12 protein-coding genes are annotated in these 19,760 nt (G+C 65.7%); 4 read left to right on the forward strand and 8 right to left on the reverse strand.

The genetic code is table 11. The features are described 5' to 3' along the window. Positions 1-186: 186 nt before the first annotated feature. The 4 genes from AC1D1A_RS10865 to AC1D1A_RS10880 all read right to left on the reverse strand — a co-directional run bounded on the left by AC1D1A_RS10865 (position 187) and on the right by AC1D1A_RS10880 (position 4,127). Positions 187-1,278: a glycosyltransferase family 4 protein gene (locus tag AC1D1A_RS10865; protein WP_476947722.1), complete on the reverse strand. Its 1,092-nt coding sequence runs from the start codon at positions 1,276-1,278 to the stop codon at positions 187-189. After that, positions 1,275-2,201 (reverse strand): alpha/beta fold hydrolase, encoded by a 927-nt coding sequence (locus AC1D1A_RS10870; protein WP_476947723.1) that lies wholly within the window; start codon positions 2,199-2,201, stop codon positions 1,275-1,277. The genes AC1D1A_RS10865 and AC1D1A_RS10870 overlap by 4 nt, the downstream gene beginning before the upstream one ends. Before the next feature lie 11 nt (positions 2,202-2,212). Then, on the reverse strand, positions 2,213-3,082 hold the full coding sequence (locus tag AC1D1A_RS10875) for an aldo/keto reductase (RefSeq protein WP_476849290.1): 870 nt from the start codon (positions 3,080-3,082) through the stop codon (positions 2,213-2,215). Positions 3,083-3,164: 82 nt separating this feature from the next. Next, complete coding sequence (locus tag AC1D1A_RS10880; protein WP_476849289.1) at positions 3,165-4,127, reverse strand: sugar-binding transcriptional regulator; 963 nt, start codon at positions 4,125-4,127, stop codon at positions 3,165-3,167. 123 nt (positions 4,128-4,250) lie between these two features. Here AC1D1A_RS10880 and AC1D1A_RS10885 point away from each other — a divergent pair, with 123 nt between their 5' ends. From AC1D1A_RS10885 to glpK, 3 genes are all read left to right on the forward strand, one after another. After that, positions 4,251-6,014, forward strand: a complete 1,764-nt coding sequence (locus AC1D1A_RS10885) for a glycerol-3-phosphate dehydrogenase/oxidase (protein ID WP_476947724.1) — start codon at positions 4,251-4,253, stop codon at positions 6,012-6,014. Between the two features lie 156 nt (positions 6,015-6,170). Next, complete coding sequence (locus AC1D1A_RS10890; RefSeq protein ID WP_476857068.1) at positions 6,171-6,923, forward strand: MIP/aquaporin family protein; 753 nt, start codon at positions 6,171-6,173, stop codon at positions 6,921-6,923. A 54-nt stretch (positions 6,924-6,977) separates the two neighbouring features. Further along, positions 6,978-8,492 (forward strand): glycerol kinase GlpK, encoded by a 1,515-nt coding sequence (glpK, locus tag AC1D1A_RS10895; protein WP_476857067.1) that lies wholly within the window; start codon positions 6,978-6,980, stop codon positions 8,490-8,492. Between the two features lie 75 nt (positions 8,493-8,567). On the opposite strand, the gene AC1D1A_RS10900 is transcribed toward glpK, so the two are convergent. From AC1D1A_RS10900 to AC1D1A_RS10915, 4 genes are read right to left on the reverse strand one after another with little or no spacing between them, the layout of a single operon-like run. Further along, positions 8,568-9,506, reverse strand: a complete 939-nt coding sequence (locus AC1D1A_RS10900) for a hypothetical protein (protein WP_476870907.1) — start codon at positions 9,504-9,506, stop codon at positions 8,568-8,570. Between the two features lie 31 nt (positions 9,507-9,537). Continuing rightward, on the reverse strand, positions 9,538-12,684 hold the full coding sequence (locus AC1D1A_RS10905) for an efflux RND transporter permease subunit (protein ID WP_476947725.1): 3,147 nt from the start codon (positions 12,682-12,684) through the stop codon (positions 9,538-9,540). A gap of 1 nt (position 12,685) precedes the next feature. After that, complete coding sequence (locus AC1D1A_RS10910; RefSeq protein WP_476870906.1) at positions 12,686-13,144, reverse strand: hypothetical protein; 459 nt, start codon at positions 13,142-13,144, stop codon at positions 12,686-12,688. Continuing rightward, positions 13,141-16,290, reverse strand: a complete 3,150-nt coding sequence (locus tag AC1D1A_RS10915) for an efflux RND transporter permease subunit (protein WP_476947726.1) — start codon at positions 16,288-16,290, stop codon at positions 13,141-13,143. Before AC1D1A_RS10915 ends, AC1D1A_RS10910 begins: the two co-directional genes overlap by 4 nt. A gap of 876 nt (positions 16,291-17,166) precedes the next feature. Here AC1D1A_RS10915 and leuS point away from each other — a divergent pair. Next, a complete protein-coding gene (gene leuS / locus AC1D1A_RS10920; protein ID WP_476947727.1) occupies positions 17,167-19,692 on the forward strand; it encodes a leucine--tRNA ligase in 2,526 nt (841 codons plus the stop codon). Positions 19,693-19,760 lie beyond the last annotated feature (68 nt).

Below are 19,760 nucleotides of genomic sequence, written 5' to 3' on the forward strand. Positions count from 1 at the left end.
GGGCGCGCATGCCGCAACAGGCCCGCAGGCCGGCGGCCATTCGCCGCAGATGGCCGGAATGAGGCTCCGTATTGCGGCCCTCCGCGGCAAATGGGTGGTCGGGACCGTGGCGCCGGCGTCATCCCGGCCTCGCTTTGGGTGCGGCGCGGAGCGGATCTCCGCGCCGGCCACTTACAGCCGTTCCGGCTATCTCCGGTCGCGGGGCCGGTTCCGGAGCGCGACGGCCTCTTCGGCGACGGCCACGAGCCGCCGCGCCGACTCATCCCAGCTGAAGTCTGCGGCCCGCTCCACTGAACGGCGGGACCGGGCCTTCCACAGGGCGGGGTCCTCGAGCGTGCGCACCGCCTCGGCAAACTCCGCCGGGGAGTCCGGATGCACGTAGCTGACGGCATCGTCACCGACCTCCCGGAAGATCGGGATGTCGCTGGCAATCACCGGCGTGCTGTGGGACATGGCCTCGACGAGCGGCAGTCCGTAGCCCTCGGCCCGGGACAGGCTGACCAAGGCGGTGGTGCGTGCCAGGAGGGCCTCATACTCGGCGTCGGTCACCCCGTTGTGGAAGACGATGCTTGCGCCCTCCGGAGCCAGGGCCTCGAGCTCGGCCCGCCGCTCGGGCGTGATGCGGCTGAGCAGATGCAGGGTCATGTCCGGGAGCTCCGCCATGCCGCGGACCATGGTCTCCACGTTCTTATAGGGCATGAAGGAACCCATGTAGAGCAGCGTCTTGTCGGCCCCCGCCCCGGGATCGCGCGGGGTGTGGCCGTGCTGGGGGGCGTTGCCGACAATCCTGACAGGACGCCGGGTGAGCCGGTACTTCGCCATCAGGGCCGCCGTGGTGGAGCTGATCGTCGCCACGATGTCCGCCCGGTTCAGCAGGAGCCGCTGGGGCCAGAACGCTTTGTGGTACAGGCGCCACAGGACCCTGACGGGGGCCGGCAGGAATCCGGGAGGGGTGGGGTGCTCGTAGTAGATGAGGTCGTGCAGGGTCAGCACCAGGGCGTACTTCCGGCCCCAGCTGCCCATGGTCTGCATGGGGCATACCACCACGTCGGCGCCCAGCTTGTTGACCTTGGCCGCCACGAAGAGTTCGGCCGGGGACAGCGGGCTGTTGATCAGGGTGTATGGAACATCGGGCAGGAGCGCGAGCTGGCGGGTGTCGCTGATCAGCATCGAGACGTCGGCGATCCTGGCGGCCGCCGCGATCAGGCTGGCGCCGTAGCGGCTGATTCCGTCGTGGTGGTCCAGTCGGGTGAAGCGGGCATCAATGAGAATTTTCACGCGGCGTGGTCCTTTAGGAAGCGTCTGATGTAGCGGGCAGCGGGCTCGGGGGTTTCGTAGTGGATCAGGTGCCCGACGCCGGGAATGACCTCCAGCCTCCCGTCCGGGAGCCGCGCCGCGAGTTTGTGCTGGTCCGCCAGCATGGCGATCTCGTCCTTCTCGCCCGCGATCAGCAGCACCGGCAGCGTCAGGTCGCCGGCCACCTCGGTGACGTTGCTGCCCACCGAGGCCTTGAAGGCCTGGAGCAGGCTGTCCCGGTCCGCGAAGGAGGAAAAATAGGCGCTGTGCTGGGCGTGCACGAACCGGCGGATGTCCTTGTCCCCGGTCTTGGCCATGGTCACGCTCATCACCCGCACGATCGTCTGGCTGCGCAGCAGGGCCAGCCCGAGCCGCTGGGGAAGGCGCGCGGCGGCCTCGTAGTAGAGCACCGCGAGCTTCGTCATCAGGCCCTTGGGCCCTTCGAGGGCGGGCGCCGCGATGGGATTGACAAGGATCAGCTCGGCCACGGCACCGGAGTTGGCCGCCACGAAATGGCTGGCGATGATCGAACCGAACGAATGCCCCAGCAGGACCGTGTCCGCGCCCAGTCCCAGAGCAGCCATGAAACCACCCAGGAACTGGCTGTAGCCGGCAACGCTGTGCCCGGTTCCCGCGAAGGCGGCCGAGCTGCCGAAGCCCGGCAGGTCCGGCATGATCAGGCGCATGTCCGTCAGCTGGTCGGCTACCCGGAGCAGGCCGTGGTGGTCGCCGCGGAACCCGTGCACCACCAGGATGGTGCGCGTTTCGGGGGTGACCTCGGCGGGTTCGTAGACCCAGTACGCGATCCGGGCACCGTCAACTTCAACGGACGCGGCCCGGGTGCGGGCGTCGAGTCCGCCGCTGAAGAGGGGCGTGCGTGAGGACCCGGTATCCACTTGTTCCATTGGTTCGAATCCTATGCGACGTTGTCGGGGTGGGAGCCGGTCCGGAAGCCGCGTTCGAGGCCGCCGACCTCCGTCATATCCAGCGGGGAGAGCTCAAAGTCGAAGACCTCGAAGTTTTCACGGATCCGCCCGGACGAGCTGGCCTTGGGGATGGCGATATTGCCCAGCTGCAGGTGCCAGCGCAGGATGATCTGTGCCGGCGTGCGGTCGTGTTCGGCCGCCAGGGCCAGGATCACGGGGTCCTTCAGGACCTGGCCGCGGCCCAAAGGACTCCACGCCTCGGTGCGGATACCCAGCAGCTCGTGCTTTTCCCGCAGTTCATCCTGCTGCAGCCAGGGATGAAGTTCGATCTGGTTCACGGCGGGCACCACCTCCGCCGTTTCCAGGAGCCGGTCCAGGTGCTGCGGCTGGAAGTTGGAGACGCCGATTGCGCGGACCTTGCCCTCGCGGTACAGCGTCTCCAGGGCCCGGTACGTTTCCGGGAACAGGCCACGGCGCGCGCACGGCCAATGGATCAGGTAGAGGTCGATGTATTCCAGGCCGAGGTTGGAGATCGAGGTGTCGAACGCACGCATGGTGGCGTCGTAGCCGTGGTCGTCATTCCAGACCTTAGTGGTGATGAAGAGGTCCTCGCGGGAAACGTAGGGCGCGGTTTCCCCAGGCCCGCCGCCGGTGCCCTCAAATCCGGACAGGGCACCGATTCCCTTGCCGACGCCCGTCTCGTTGCCGTACATGGCGGCCGTGTCGAAGTGCCGGTAGCCGGTCTCGACCGCCATGGTCACCAGGCTGGCGGCGTCGGCCGGGGGGACCTTGTACAGCCCGAACCCCAGCCGGTCGATCAATACGCCGTTGTTCAGGGTCAGCCGGGGGGAGAGTCTCATGACAAAGACTTTACCCACTGGCGCTGGCGAGTGCCGGACCGCCGTTGCCGCCGGCCGCGCCGGTCACGGTGCCCGCAACCGCTCAGCCCAGTCCGTCGAACCGGACGAGCCTGCGGGCGCTGGCCTCGTCCAGGATCAGGTCGGTGGCCAGTCCTGCCGCCAGCGCGCCCCTGAGCCCGTTGATTTTGGAAGCACCGGACACCACGCAGATGCGGCGCCGGACCTGGCGGAGCTGGGCCAGGTCCGGGCCGGTGGAGCGCGCGTTGAGCGTGATGCCGTCCGAGGACCCGTCGGCGCGGAAAAACACCGTGGCAACATCGCCCACCACATCGGAGTTCGCCAGGACGTTCAGGTCGTCTTCATCGAGGTAGCCGCCGGCGTAGACGTGGCTGGGGTAGTCGGCGTCGACCGATCCGACACCAAAGATCGCGATGCTCATCCGGGCCTGCAGCTCCAGGATCCGCTGAACACTCCGCTCATTCCACATTGCCCTTTTGGTCGCGGCGTGGTCGAAGAAGGCCGGCACGGGAAACTGTTCCACCCGTGCTCCGTAGGCGCTCCCGAACCGCCTCATGATGTCCGAGGCATAGGTGATGCCGGTGGTCTGCATGTTCCCGGCGCCGTTGAGCTGGACGATCACGCTGTCGTGGGTGATCTTGCGCGTCAGGTGCCGGCTCACGGCGCTCAAGGTGGAGCCCCATGCGACGCCGATGATGGCGTTGGAGTCCACCAGCGGTCCGATCGTCCGGGCGGCCTGCATGGCCACACGGTCCAGTGTTTCCGCCTCATTGAGGGTGTCCACCACCGGAACGACATGGACATCCACCTTGTATTCGGCGCGGATCATGCCCTCGAGTTCGGGCCCGGTGTCCAGCGGGCTGCGGATCTGGATCTGCACGAGACCCGAATCGCGCGCCGCGGACAACAGCCGGGAAACCGTGGACCGGGACGTCCGGAGCTCGCGGGCGATGGCGTCCATGGTCAGGTCCTGCAGGTAATACAGCTGGGCCGCGCGGAGGGCGTCGGACTGGCGTGATTGCATCATGACATTTCCCATCTGCACGTTTGTGCATAGTGCTTGACTCCATTTTCCATTAGTCCAAAGAATAGTGTTGAACGGCGCCGCGCCACGGGCGTGCCGCACAGAATCAAACCCAAGGGAGCAATTTTGGGACAGAAGGACTCAGTCGGCACACCGGCGAACGATCGCGCCTCGGTGCAGAAGCTGCGGACGCGGCGGCACGCGCAGGTTCTGATCATCGGAGGCGGAATCAACGGGGTCGGAACGTTCCGTGACCTGGCGCTGCAGGGCGTGGATGTGGCGCTCGTTGAGCGCGGCGATTACTGCCAGGGTGCCAGCGGCGCCTCTTCCCACATGATCCACGGCGGTATCCGGTACCTCGAAAACGGCGAGTTCCGCCTGGTCCAGGAGTCGGTGACCGAGCGCAACAGGCTTCTGCGGATCGCGCCGCACTACGTCAAGCCGCTGCAGACCACGATCCCGATCTTCAGCACCTTCTCCGGGGTCCTGGCCGCCCCCATGCGCTTCCTGACCCACAAGCAGGGCAAGCACACCGAACGCGGGGCGTTCCTGATCAAGCTCGGCCTGAGCATGTACGACTTCTTCTCCCGCGACGGCGGCACGGTTCCGCGCCACCAGTTCCGCGGACGCAAACGCGCCCTCGCCGAGCTGCCCCGCCTGCACCCCGGGATCAAGTACGCGGCCACATACTTCGACGCCTCCGTCCACAACCCCGAGCGCCTCACCCTCGACGTGCTCCAGGACGGCGAGAAGGCCGGCGGCGCGGACAGCCACGCCCGCGCCAGCAACTACGTCTATCTGGTCTCGCTGGGCGGCTCCGGAACCCCCGGAACCCCCGGAACCACTGTCCAGCTGCGCGATGAACTGACCGGTGAGGTGTTCGACTTCACTGCCGACGTTGTCGTGAACACCACCGGCGCCTGGGTCGACCTGACCAACGAGGCCATGGGGGCGGCGTCGTCGTTCATGGGCGGAACCAAGGGTTCGCACATCGTGCTGGACCATCCGGAGCTGCTCGCGGCGTGCAACGGCCGCGAAATCTTCTTCGAGCACACCGACGGCCGGATCGTACTGATCTACCCGATGGGTGACCGCGTCCTGGTCGGCACCACCGACGTCGACGCCGACATGGCCCAGGACGCCGTGTGCACCGAGGCGGAAATCGACTACTTCTTTGACCTGATCGGCCACGTGTTTCCGGACATCCCGGTGGGCCGCGACCAGATTGTCTACTCGTTCTCCGGTGTTCGCCCGCTTCCGAAGCACGACGCGACCCAGCCCGGCTTCGTCAGCAGGGACTACCGGATCGAACGCCGTGCGGCGGCGGGCGGCGCCGTCCTCAGCCTCGTCGGCGGCAAGTGGACCACGTTCCGGGCCCTCGCCGAGCACCTGAGCAACGACGTCCTGGCCGAACTCGGTATGCAACGGAAGGTTTCGACGGCGAAGCTCGCCATCGGCGGCGGCGCCGGCTTCCCGGACAGCGAGGACGGCGTCCAGCGCTGGATCAAGGCCCACATGTCGGCCGGCCGCGACGCCGCCCGCGTCACCGGGCTGCTGACCCGTTACGGGACCCGCGCCGAAGAAGTCATCCGCTTCCTGGACGGGGCCGGCGAGCCGGACCGGCTGCTGCATTCCACCCGCGAGCTGAGCACCCGGGAACTGGAGTTCATGGCCGCCCATGAGCAGATCGGGCACCTCGTGGACGTCCTCATCCGCCGCACGTCCCTGGCTTTTCGCGGCCTGGTGACAGGGGAACTGCTCAACGAAGTCGCGGACATCCTTTCCGGACCGCTCGGCTGGGACGCGGCACGCCGGGCCTCAGAGATCAGCCACGCACAGGAGGTGCTACAGCGGTTCCACGGTGTCCGGGTCCACAGCCTGGTCGCCTGATATTGCTTGCGTGCCCGGGCAGGGAAGCCCGGGTGCAAGCACTGCGCGGTCCGCCCTGGCGGCCGGCGCAGTGGCCGGCCGGCAGCACGAACATGCTGCCGGCCCAACGGCTTCCAAACTCGCGGAGGCCGACAACAGAAAATAGAGGAGTCAAAGATGTCTCTTGGAATAGTTTTCCTATCCGAATTATTCGGAACCGCCATGCTGACCCTGCTGGGTTGCGGCGTTGTGGCCAACGTTGCGCTCAAAGGCACCAAGGGCAATAACGGCGGGTTCCTCATGGTCACCTGGGGGTGGGGCCTTGCCGTCTTCTCCGGTGTCTATGTTGCTTCCATCTCAGGTGCGCACCTGAACCCGGCCGTGACTTTTGGCCTGCTGGTCAACGGCAAGAAGTTGTACGCCCCCGGTGTTCCGGTTGACTTCGCCTCGACCCTGACGTACTTCGGCGGTGAACTGACCGGTGCCTTCCTCGGCGCCGTCGTGATGTGGCTGGCCCACAAGCAGCACTTTGATCTCGAGCAGGAGCCCGCCAGTCAGCTGGCCGTCTTCTCCACGGGCCCGGCGATCCGCTCCAACCAGTGGAACCTGATCACCGAGATCATCGGCACCTTTGTCCTCGTGTTCGTTATCCTGACCTTCGGCGGGACGCCTTCCGGGCTCGGCCCGCTGTCGGTGGCCCTGCTGGTCGTCGGTATCGGTGTTTCGCTCGGCGGCCCCACCGGCTACGCCATCAACCCCGCCCGTGACCTGGGCCCCCGCATCGCGCACGCCTTGCTCCCCATCAAGGGCAAGGGCTCCAGCGACTGGAGCTACTCCTGGATCCCAGTGGTCGGTCCGCTCATTGGCGGCGGCCTCGGCGGCCTCGTGGCAGCAGTCGTGCCGATCATCATCCCCGTCATCCCTCACTAACTGCCCGTTCAACCGTCAGTACAACTGCCACGCCAAACAGACAAGGACGTCACTATGAACCAGTACGTAGTTGCAATCGACCAGGGGACCACGAGCACCCGAGCCATCGTGTTCGACCACAGCGGCAGCATCGTCTCCTCCGGCCAGATGGAGCACGAGCAGATCTTCCCCCAGCCCGGCTGGGTGGAGCACAACCCCGCTGAAATCTGGAACAACACCCGCGAGGTGATCGGCTCGGCCCTGTCCAAGGCGAACCTGACCCGGCACGACATCGCCGCCGTCGGCATCACCAACCAGCGCGAAACAGCGGTGGTGTGGGACAAGACCACCGGCGAGGCGATCTACAACGCCATCGTGTGGCAGGACACCCGCACCCAGCCGATCGTGGACGAACTCGCGAAGGACGGCGGGGTAGAACGCTTCAAGCAGAAGGTGGGCCTGCCGCTGGCGACCTACTTCTCGGGCACCAAGATCAAGTGGATCCTGGACAACGTCGAGGGCGCCCGGGCCAAGGCGGAGGCCGGCGACCTCGTCTTCGGCAACACCGACTGCTGGGTGCTCTGGAACCTGACCGGCGGGACCGACGGCGGAGTGCACGTCACCGACGTGACCAACGCCTCACGGACCATGTTCATGGATCTTGAGACGCTGTCGTGGGACCAGGAGATTCTGGACGCGTTCGGCGTCCCGGCCTCCATGATGCCGGCCATCAAGTCCTCCTCCGAGGTCTATGGCACGGTGCACACCTCCCAGCTGCTTCGCGAGGTTCCTGTGGCCGGGATCCTGGGCGACCAGCAGGCGGCCACGTTCGGGCAGGCGGCGTTCGATGCCGGGGAAGCCAAGAACACCTACGGCACGGGCTGCTTCCTGATCTTCAACACGGCCGAGGAAATTATCCATTCCAAGAACGGGCTGCTGACCACCGTCGGCTACAAGCTCGGCGACGCGGCGCCGCACTACGCGCTGGAGGGCTCCATTGCCGTCACCGGTTCCTTGATCCAGTGGCTGCGGGACAACCTCGGCATGATCAGCAGCGCCCCGGAGGTCGAGACCCTCGCGGCCTCGGTGGAGGACAACGGCGGTGTGTACATTGTGCCGGCATTCTCCGGCCTCTTCGCACCGTACTGGCGCTCGGACGCCCGCGGCGCCATTGTGGGCCTGACCCGCTATGTTACCAAGGCCCATATCGCCCGCGCGGCGCTGGAGGCCACCGCCTTCCAGACCCGTGAGGTGCTGGACGCCGTCAACGCCGACTCCGGCGTACCGCTGACGGAGCTGAAGGTCGACGGCGGCATGGTCGCCAACGACGCCCTGATGCAGTTCCAGGCGGACATCCTCGGCGTGCCGGTCATCCGTCCGAAGGTGGTCGAGACGACGGCGTTGGGCGCAGCCTACGCGGCCGGCCTGGCGGTCGGATTCTGGAAGGACCTGGGCGAGTGCTCGGCCAACTGGGCCGAGGACAAGCGGTGGGAGCCGCAAATGGACCAGGCCGAGCGGGAACGCCAGATGCGTCTCTGGAAGAAGGCCGTCACCAAGTCGATGGACTGGGTTGACGACGACGTGAAGTAGGCGCGCACAAGGAGCCCCGGCCGGGAAGATCCCGGCCGGGGCTCCTTTGTCTATTGCCCGGGAGCGGCAGGGCCGTTAGTGGTAGTGGTGGCCATCGTAGCCACGTGCCACCTCAGCGCGCGGCGTCTTCGCGTAGACGTCCTTGCTGACCGTGTAGCCCCGGCGGTCGATCTGCAGTGCCTGCTCGTTGACGCTCTTCAGCTCGGAGCGGCTGAGCTTCTTGATCTTGACGAGATTCAGGAACTCCTGGTCCTCTCCGCCCACGGCCGTGACCTTGATCAGACCCGTGTGCTTGGAATAGAACTTTCGCTGGTGGCCGGCGCTTGGCGGGTCCAGCGGGTTGAACTCATCGATGACCAGCACATCGCTGTAGCAACCAGTGGCGACGCAGACGCGTTGGTCCTTCGCGAACACATCACCGCAGTCCAGGAAGTCCACGCTGGGTGCGTAGGCCTGGGGGTAGGCGGGGGTCTTCAGGCGCGGGTGGCTCTGCATGGCGATGCCCGCCTGGGCCTTGTCGATGCCGCTGATGAACGTACTTGGCGCACCCACAAGCTTCCCGTTCTCGTACTCCTCCGGATATTCGCCGAAGAGCCACACGTCGCCCTTCCGTGTCTCGGCRAAGAAGGCAAGTTCCGATTCCGCGAGCTCACCGTCGGAGTAGTCCCGGTCCCATATCGCGATGGTCTTCACCCCGTCGATCACCTTGGTCAGCCCCGTGACCGTGCTGACAACCTTGCGGGTGGTTGTCCCGTCCGGGGAGACTACTTTGCCGGTGGTGGTGTACTGCATGCCGGGTTCGAGGGGGAACCACTTGTTGTCAATCTCCGGCCTGGACGGGAAGGCGCTGCGGTTGAATTTGATTGCCGAGCCGGGGCCGCACAGTTCCTGCGAACGGGCGGCCGCCGGCGCGGTGGCTGCCGTCGCCGCGGCCGCCGTCGCCGCCGTCAGCGACGCCACCACCAGCAAGACCGCGGAGCCGTAAGCGGTAAATCTCTTAGATAGTGGAGTCATCTGACTGGCCTCTCATTGTTGGTAGTTGTTGCTATACGGCTGATACAGGTTCCGGCTCGCGGGGCTGACGGTCATGACGTGCCGGCCCCTTCTTGGCGAACCGCAGGTAGAGCGATGGAACGATGAACAGGTTGACCAGTGTCGATGTCACCAGCCCGCCCAGGATCACCACGGCCATGGGGTGCTCGATCTCATGGCCGGGGCGGTTGCCCATCACCACCAGCGGGACCAGGGCGAGTGCGGTGGCGAGCGTGGTCATCAGGATTGGTGACAGGCGTTCGGCTGCGCCCCGCAGGACCAGGTCCCGGCCGAACGGCACGCCTTCGAACTGTTCCAGGTGCTGGCAGTGGTTGATGAGCAGGATGCCGTTGCGGGCGGCGATGCCCATCACTGTCAGGAACCCGACCAGCGACCCGAGGGACAGGATTCCGCCGCTCATGTGCGCGGCGATCACCCCGCCCACCAGTGCCACCGGCAGCGTCAGGATGCCCAGAACGGCAAGCCGCCAGCTCCGGAATGCCGCCTGGAGCAGGAGGAACACCACAACCAGGGCGCCCATCGCGAAGAGGAGAAGCCGCTGCGAGGCGGCCTGCCGCTCCGCGTATTCGCCCAGGATCTCGGCGCTGTATCCGGTGGGGAACTCCACGGACTTGAGATCGGATTCGAGCTTCTCGACGACTTTGGCCAGATCGCCTTCCTTGACGTTGGCGCTGACATCGAGGCGGCGGGACCCTTCCGAACGCTCAATGACGTTGGGAGTGGGCTTTACCGTGATCTTGGCGACATCGGCCACCCGGATCTTCTGCCCGCTGGGAGTGTCCAGCGGGAGGTTCTCGATGCTTGTGACGCTGGTCCGGATCGCCGGAGGACTCCAGACCTGGACGTCATAGGCCTTGCCGTCCCGGTAGACGTCGCCGACCTCTTCGCCGGATACCAGGGTGGCTGCGGCACGGCGGACGTCACCGGGCTTCAGGCCGTAGCGGTTGGCGGCGTCCAGGTTCACCTCGACGTCCACCTGCGGAACGTTGACCTGGAGTGCGACTTTGGCTCCGATGGCACCCTCGATGCCGGCCAGGGCAGTCTTGACCGTGTCCGCCTGCTTCTTCAGCGTGTCCAGGTCGTCGCCGTACACGCGGACCACGATCGAGTAGCCCGTACCGGTGAGCACCTCGCGGACACGTTCCTTGAGGTAGGTCTGGACGTCCCGGTGGATGCCGGGATACCCGTCCACGACCTGCTGGATGGAGGCCAGGGTCTTGTCGTAGTCGACCGAGGGGTCAACGCTGATCCAGTTCTCGCCAAAGTTGACTCCCACCACCTCATCGGCGGCGAAGGCCTGACCGATGTGGGACCCGCAGTTGTTGACGCCTGGAATGGTCATCAGCTCCTGGCAGGCCAGTTGGCTGACGCGCACTTCCTCGGCGTTGGAGGTGCCGGGTTGCGTGACCCAGTGCATGAGGAAGTCACGTTCCTTGAACGAGGGCAACAGTGACTGGCCCAGGAGCGGGGCCGCTATGATTCCGACGACGCCGAGTGCCCCCACCGCGAGGTAGCCCGGGAGCGGGCGTTTCACAATGGGACGCAGGGCGGCGCCGTACCAGCGCTTGAGGACCCGGACCACCGGCGGATCGCGGTCTTCCAGCTTGGCATTGCGCAGGAAGATGTACGCCATGGCCGGCGTGACCGTGAGGGCCACCAGCATGGACGCCAAAACCGCCAGGGTGTAGGCGGTCGCCAGGGGCCGGAAGAAGGCGCCCGTCAGGCCGTCCAGGAAGAAGATCGGTACCGTGGCGGCAACGATAATCAGGGTGGCGTAGACGATGGGGCCGCGGACTTCCAGGGAGGCGTTGACGACCACGCGGGCGGTGCTTTCGGTCCCGCCGCTGGCGCGGTGGTGCCGGAGCCGCCTGACGATGTTCTCGACGTCGATGATGGCATCGTCCACCACGACCCCGACGGCAATCACCAGCCCCGCAAGCACCATCGTATTAATCGTGCCTCCGGTCCAATACAGCACCAGGGCCGCTGCCATCAGCGACAACGGGATCGCCGTCACGCTCACCAGGGCTGTCCGCCATTGGAACAGGAAGACGCTCAGCACCAGGACCACCAGGAAGCAGCCCAGCAGCAGCGCGAGGCTCAGGTTGCCGAGCGACTCCTCGATGAACGAGGCGGGCCGGAACAGGGTGGTGTCGACTGCGATTCCGGTCAGGCCGGGCTGCAGTTCCTTGAGCGCTTCCTCGACCCCGCGGGTGACTTCGAGGGTGTTGCCCCAGGGCAGCTTTTCGACGATCAGCATCAGTCCGGGGCCGCCATTGATGACCGCGTCACCGATCAGTTGCTGGTGGTCCTCCACGACGGTTGCCACGTCGGCGAGCTTCAGGGGAGGCAGTCCCTCACGTTCCTCCAGTGGCACCTGGGCAAGGTCCGCCGGAGACGTGATGGGTTGTACGTGCCTGATGGACATGCTCTGGCTGGGTGTTTCCAGCGCACCTCCGGTGCCGATCAAGGCACCGGGGGAGTACTTGAGCAGGCCGGCGTCCAAGGCGTCGGACGTGGAGTTCATGACGTTTTCCAGCGTCACGTTGTTGGCTGCCAGCTTGGTGGGATCAACCTGGACCTGGAGCATCTGAAGCCGTTCGCCCCAGATCGCAACGTTCGCCACGCCAGGCACCCGCAGCAGGTGTGCCCGGATGTTCCAGTAGGAAACCATGGACATTTCGATCAGGGAGCGGGTCTCGGAGGAGAGCCCGATCTTCATGACACGGCTGGTGGAGGACAGCGGCTGGAGCATTATTGGCGGCGCGGCCCAGGTCGGCAGAGTCGGTATGACCGTTGCCATCCGCTCCGACACCAGCTGCCGGGCGGTGAGCAGATCGGTCCCGGGTTTGAACTCCATCACGATGGCGGACAGCTGCGACACAGACTTCGACCGCATCTGGTCCAGGCCGTCTATGCCGTTGAAGGCCTGCTCCATCGGAACCGTTACGAGTTCCTCGACTTCGGAGGCAGTGAGACCCAGACATGCCGTCTGAACCTCGACGCGGGGCGGTGCGAACTCCGGGAAAACATCCACCGAAGCGCTGCTGAGTTGCGCGCCGCCCACGATCATGAGGGCGGCCGCCATCGCAATGATGATCGACCGGAACCTCAGGCTTGCAGCGACAATCCGGCGCATGTCAGTGCGCCGTATCGAATTCAGCGCCGAAGAGTTCAGCCGCGCCGACGGTTACGATTGCGGTGCCGACCGCGGGGCCGGCCGAGGCCGTGACCACTCCGTCCTCCACCTTGGCTACCGTGACCGACTGCCGCTGGTAGACCCGCGGGGCCGGGTTGGTGTACACCCAGGTTTTTCCGCTGGCGTCGTAGAGCAGGGCTGAGTAGGGCACGACGACGTCCTTGCCCTTTCCGGCCTTGACGGTGTCGGTCTTCAGGTCGAGGCGTTCGATTCCCTTCTCCGTCAACGTCAGTTTCGCGATGCCTGTTGCGGCATTCTTCTCCACCTTGGCGGGTTCGTTGGCCGAGACGGCGGCGGGGGCCGCCGCCGTCGTCTGGGCACATGCGGGCAACGCGAACAGAAGTGCTGCGCATAAAGCGGCCGCCAGGGGCAGGCGCCGCGAGGGCTGTTGGCTGGTCATTTTGCTTCCACCTTTTCCTGCGTAACGGGCTGGACGGGAACTTCGGCCTCGTACACTTCGGCCCACTCTTCCGGGGCGGAACCCGGCCCGAACCAGAGAGCGAGCAGGGGGAGTACGAAGATCCCGATGAGAGTTGTCGTGATGAGTCCGCAGACGATGATCAGGGCCATCGGGCCCAGGAAGGACCCGCCGACGGCGCCGCCGAAGAGTCCCGGCGGGATCAGGATCGCCACCGTGATCAGGGCTGCCTTCAGAATGGGCGAGACCCGGTCCCGGGCCGCCATCATGATGACCTTGTCAGGGGACTCGTGCGGGGTGGCCCGCCACAGCTCATCCGTCCGGGCGGAGAGCAGCGCCGCGTTGCGGGCTGCAACGGCCAGCACCGCGGCAAAGGCCGTGAGTGCCAGCACAGTGATGGCGCCTCCCGCGATCCACGCTGCCACGGCGGCCCCGGCCAGCGCGGCCGGCAGGGACAGGAAGATGGCAAGCGCCAGCTTCCAGCTCCGCACCGCTGTCTGGAGAAGGAGCAGGATTCCCAGAAGGGCAGCCGCGCCGATCCACAGAACCATGGCGTCCCCGGCGAGCTGTTCACTGTACTTCGTGGGGATTTCGGCGTGGTATTCCAGCGGGAACTGGATCTGCTCGATCGCCGCGTTGATGTCGCGCTGGATATCCGCGAGCGGACGTCCGCTGACCTCGGCCACCACATCGATCCGGCGTGAGGTGTCATCGTGCAGAATCACGACTTCATTGGGAACGAGCCGGATGTCGGCGATTTGGCCCAGCTGGACCTGGCCGCCGCTTGGCGTGTCCAGCAGGAGCTCACGGATGCTGGTCAGGTCATCCCGGACGTCCACCGCGCCGCGCACTACCACTTCAAAGACCTTCTGCTGTTCGAAGAGGTTGCCGACGACGATGCCTTGCATCAGGGCGGCGGCGGCGCGGCGTGCGTCGCCGGGTTTGATGCCGACTTTCTGCGCCGCCTCGAGGTTGACCTCGACTTCGACGATGGGCGTCATGGCGCTGGCGTTGATCGTCGGGTTCTTCACGCCGTCGACCTTTTCGATGGCCTTGCGGACCTCTTCTGCCTTCTCTCGCAAGACGGGCAAGTCTGTTCCGTAGACGCGGACAGCGAATCCGGGATCCATGCTGCTGCGCTCCTGGCCGATCTGCTGCTGGGAGTAGTTCACCACGTTGTGGGCGATGCCGGGGTAGCCCTGGACGACGTCACGGACCGCCTGCTCCGTTTCGCTGAAGTCGGCATCCGGTGTGATGGACACCCAGAGTTCCGCGGAACTGTTCCCGACAACCTGGTCGGAGGAAATGGCGCGGCCGATGTGGCCGCCAACTCCCGAGACACCAGGCAGGGTCCGCAGTTCGTCGGACGCCTTGGACGCCACCCGACGCACCTCGTCGTTGGACGTGCCTGCCATCGAGTCCCACTGCACCAGGAGTGTCCGGTCCGGAATCGTCGGCACGACCGCCCGGTTCCCGACCAGCTGCGATGCCGCGGCGAGCCCCAGCAGTCCAACGACGGCGACAGCGACAATGCCGAGGGCACGGCGGGAACGTGCCCCCTCGAGTGCCCTGTCGTACGTGGACCTGGCCCGGACAACACCGGCCGAGTCCGCCCGCCGGGCTTTCTCACCGGGAAGCAGGAGATATGCCAGGACCGGTGTCACGGACAAACCCACCAGCATTGACACGGCAAGCGCCAACGCCAGGGACCAGAAGAGGGGCTGGAAGAACGCACCGCCGACTCCCGTGACGAACAGCGTCGGTACGAGCGCGAGGGCCATGATGAGCGACCCGTGGAACAGCGGTGTGCGGACGCTGCGGACAAGCTGGACCATGCGGAACCTGATGGTGGCATCTGTCTCGGTCCCGGTGGTCCGCAACGGCCGGCGCCGCTGCGCCTGCACATCCTCCACGATGTCTCCGACAATCACAGAGACGCCCAGCAAGATGCCGGCGAGGATCGAGATATTCAGTGTGGAGTCGAGCAAGTAGAGCACCACTCCCGCCGCCATGACGGTGGTGCTGATCGCCACGAGGGCGATCACGGCCACCCGCCAGGAGCGGAACAGGGCCCAGAAGAGCAGCACGGCGATCAGGAGGCTCACGAGCAGCGCCAGGCCGAGTCCGTCCACGGCATCCTGCAGGAAGGAGGCGGGCCGGAAGACGGACGTATCCATCTGGATTCCGGAAAGCCCGGGCTGCATGTCGTTCAGCGCAGCCTCGAGGTCCTCGGTGACCTGCAGCGTGCTGGCTCCGGGGAACTTCTCCACGACCAGCAGGAGGCCCGCATCCTGGCCGACGACGGCATCGCCGATCAGCGGCTGGTGGTCCTCCTTCACCTGGGCAATGTCACCCAGGAGCATGGGAGATCCGGCGTCTTCGACACTGACCTTGGCCAGGTCCTCCGGTGTTCGGATGGGCAGCACGTGCTGGATGCCCAGGCGTTGGCTCGGCGACTCCACGAACCCGCCCGTGCCGGGGGTGGACGCCTCAAGGAAGCTCAGCGGCGACACCCAGACTGCGTTGCCGGTGGTCTTGATGACCTGTTCGAGCGTGATGCCCTTGTCACGCAGCTGCGTGGGGGTCACCTCTACTTGGAGCTGCTGTTCGCGCTGTCCCCAAATGGAAACGTTGGCGACCCCGGGAATGCCGATCAGCCGCGGCTTGATCTTCCACCGGGCCAGGACCGACATTTCGATCCCGGAAAGCTCTTTGGAGCTCATCCGGACCATAAGGACGCGGCTGGTGGACGACAACGGCTGCATGATCAGCGGCGGCGCCGAGACGTTCGGCAGCGCGTGGGCCTGGGTCATGCGTTCGGCCACGAGCTGGCGCGCGCGCAGAAGGTCGGTGCCCGGCTCGAACACGAGCTCGATCGAGGACAGGCCGGGAACTGATTTGGACCGGATTTCATCGAGCCACGCCACCCCGTTAAGGAGGTCGGCTTCCATCGGGGCAGTGATGAGCTGTTCAACTTCGGCAGCTGAGAGGCCCAGGGCCTCGGTCTGGATCTCGACGTGGGCCGGGGCGAACTCGGGCATGCTGTCGATGGCGACGTGGGGGACGTTCACTACCCCGAAGGCAATGAGTCCGGCCGCCATGGYGAGAACCAGGATGCGGAACTGCATACTGAAACGGGTGATCCAGCCGAACATGGCTAGCCCTGTTCCAGGGAGCCGGCGTCGCAGGTGCGGCCGGCGGGGGATTTCGGCAAATGCACGGAAGAATTGCGCAATTGATACATGACAGGCTCCTCAACCCGAGACCATTTGCGAATCCCCCCGAGAGATCCCATTTCTTGCTGATCTTTATCGAATAGTGTTCCCATTTGAATCGTTTGGCAAGATCAAAATTTTAGGCCTGCTTCACGGTTTTTCACGGGTTTCTCCCAGCTTGGAGGCTCACAATGCGCTCTCCGAAGAAACTTCGCGGAAGGGCCCGGGCGCCCGTGGCCGGCCACCCGGGTGTTCGTTGTTTTTCTACTTGTTTTCCGCGCAGAGCTACCCGAATTTCTGTCGTAGTTACTTGCCCGATACGTCGGGCAATTGGCAGTAAGTACCGCTATTCCATAGGTATGTCGTTTGTAACAATTGCGGACATAGCAGCCCGCACAGGCCGCCGGAGCGCGAGTCGACTGCGACTACCGGGCCGCAACCGGCCCGTCGGTTCAGCACGAACCAGCCCGAGGGGCTAAAGTGGTCCTATGCGCGCCGTGCTCCTGCTTAGCTAGCCGCTCGGCATCCCGGCGAGACCTCGTTTCCGAAGAGTCCCCGGATTGCCGAGCGGCGGCCCCTCCATGTCGAGGGGCTTTTGTGTGTCCGGGGTAAATTCCGGTCCGCAACGCACGAAGTTACAGCAGGAGTACCACGTACGGACAGTATGGAGTCAGGACCGGGCAGCCGGCCGTGACAGTGCAGACTTGATGGTGAACAGGCCTGGCGGCAGGCAGGCCTGAAGGTAGACAGGCCTGGGTAACAGGCCGCACAGAACAGAAGAGGCCAGCAGTGAGCGTTCAGCCGGAAACACAGACCGGATCGCCAGCAGCCGCGGCGGAGGGGCCTGAGGAAGGTGCCTACAGCTTCGCGGCAATGGAAGCCAAATGGCCGCAGGTCTGGGAGGACCTGAAGGTCTTCACGCCCCTCGACGACGGCTCAAAGGAACGCCGCTACGTGCTGGACATGTTCCCGTATCCGTCCGGTGACCTTCACATGGGCCACGCCGAGGCGTTCGCGATGGGCGACGTTGTGGCGCGCTACCTGCGCCAGCAGGGCTACGATGTGCTGCACCCGATCGGCTGGGACTCCTTCGGCCTGCCCGCGGAAAACGCGGCGATCAAACGCAACGCGCACCCCAGTGAGTGGACGTACGCCAACATCGACACCCAGGCGGCGTCGTTCAAGCGCTACGCAATCTCCGCGGACTGGTCCCGCCGGCTGCACACCTCGGACCCGGAGTACTACCGCTGGACCCAGTGGCTGTTCACGCGGTTCTACGAGCGTGGATTGGCCTACCGCAAGAATTCGCCGGTCAACTGGTGCCCCAAGGACCAGACCGTGCTGGCCAACGAACAGGTGGTCAACGGCGCCTGCGAGCGGTGTGGCACTCCCGTGACCAAGAAGTCCCTGAACCAGTGGTACTTCAAGATCACCGACTACGCCGACCGCCTGCTCGATGACATGGACGAACTGCGCGGGCACTGGCCCGAACGCGTCCTCGCGATGCAGAAGAACTGGATCGGCCGTTCCGAGGGCGCCCACGTCAACTTCGTGATCGAGGCCGACGGCRGCAAGGCCGCCAAGGACGTCACCGTCTTCACGACGCGCCCGGACACCCTCTACGGCGCCACGTTCTTCGTCGTCGCCGCCGACGCGCCGCTCGCCGTCGAACTGGTCACCGACGAGCACGCTGCCGCCCTGGACGCCTACCGGGAACAGGTCAAGGCGCTCTCCGAAATCGAGCGCCAGTCCACCGAGCGCGAAAAGACCGGCGTCTTCACCGGGCGCTACGCGACCAACCCGCTCAACGGCGAAAAGCTGCCCGTCTGGGCCGCCGACTATGTCCTGGCCGACTATGGCACAGGCGCCATCATGGCCGTCCCGGCCCATGACCAGCGCGACCTCGACTTCGCCAAAACCTTTGACCTGCCCGTCCGGGCGGTACTGGACACCGGCGAGGAAGACCCCGCGGCCACGGGCGTCGCCACCACCGGCGAGGGTACCCTGATCAACTCCGGCGGCCTGGACGGGCTGCCGAAGGCCGAGGCCATCCCGGCCGCCATCGAGATCCTGCGTGAGCTGGGCACAGGCGAGAAGTTCGTGAACTTCCGCCTGCGTGACTGGCTGCTCAGCCGGCAGCGGTTCTGGGGCACCCCGATCCCCATCATCCACTGCCCGGCTTGCGGCGAGGTCCCGGTCCCGGACGATCAGCTGCCTGTGACCCTGCCGGCGGACCTGCGCGGCGAAGACCTGTCCCCGAAGGGCACGTCCCCGCTGGCCGCGGTCGAAAGCTGGGTCAACATCGAGTGCCCCAACTGCCACGGCCCGGCCAAGCGGGACACCGACACCATGGACACGTTCGTGGATTCCTCCTGGTACTTCCTGCGCTTTGTCTCCCCGCAGTACACCGAAGGCCCCTTCGATCCGGAGAAGATCAACGACTGGATGCCGGTTGGCCAGTACGTGGGAGGCGTGGAGCACGCGATCCTGCACCTGCTCTATGCGCGGTTCTTCACCAAGGTCATCCACGACCTGGGCATGATCGACGCGGACGAACCGTTCAGTGCGCTGCTGAACCAGGGCCAGGTGCTCAACGGCGGCAAGGCCATGAGCAAGTCCTTGGGCAACGGCGTCGACCTCAGCGAACAGCTGGACAAGTTCGGCGTGGACGCCGTACGCCTGACCATGATCTTCGCCTCCCCGCCGGAAGACGACGTCGATTGGGCGGACGTATCGCCGTCGGGCTCTGCGAAGTTCCTGGCACGTGCCTGGCGCCTCGGCCAGGATGTCACAAGCGCACCCGGCGTCGACTTCGCTACCGGTGACCGGGCCCTTCGCACGGTTACGCACCGCACGATCGCCGATGCGCAGGCCCTGCTGGACCACAACAAGTTCAACGTGGTTGTGGCAAAGCTGATGGAACTGGTCAACGCAACCCGCAAGGCCATCGACAGCGGGGCCGGCGGCGCGGATCCTGCGGTCCGCGAAGCCGTGGAAGCCGTAGCCGTCATCCTCGGCCTGTTTGCGCCCTATACCGCCGAGGACCTGTGGAACGCCCTGGGGCACCCGGCCTCGGTCGCCAACGCGGGCTGGCCCACGCACGACGACGCCTTGCTCGTGGAGGACACGGTCACCGCCGTCGTCCAGGTGCAGGGCAAGGTGCGGGACCGCCTGGAGGTTTCCCCGGATATCTCTGAGGAGGATCTGCGCGAACTCGCGCTGGCCTCGGAAAACGTCCAGCGCGCCCTCGACGGCCGTGCCCTCCGCACGGTGATCGTGCGGGCGCCTAAACTGGTCAACATCGTCCCGGCCTAGCCCGGCGTACTAGCCTGCACTGGCCGCCGGCCGATACCGGCGGCCGGTGCAGACAACCAGCGCAGACA

Source organism: Arthrobacter sp. P1_B9, from assembly GCF_056406495.1.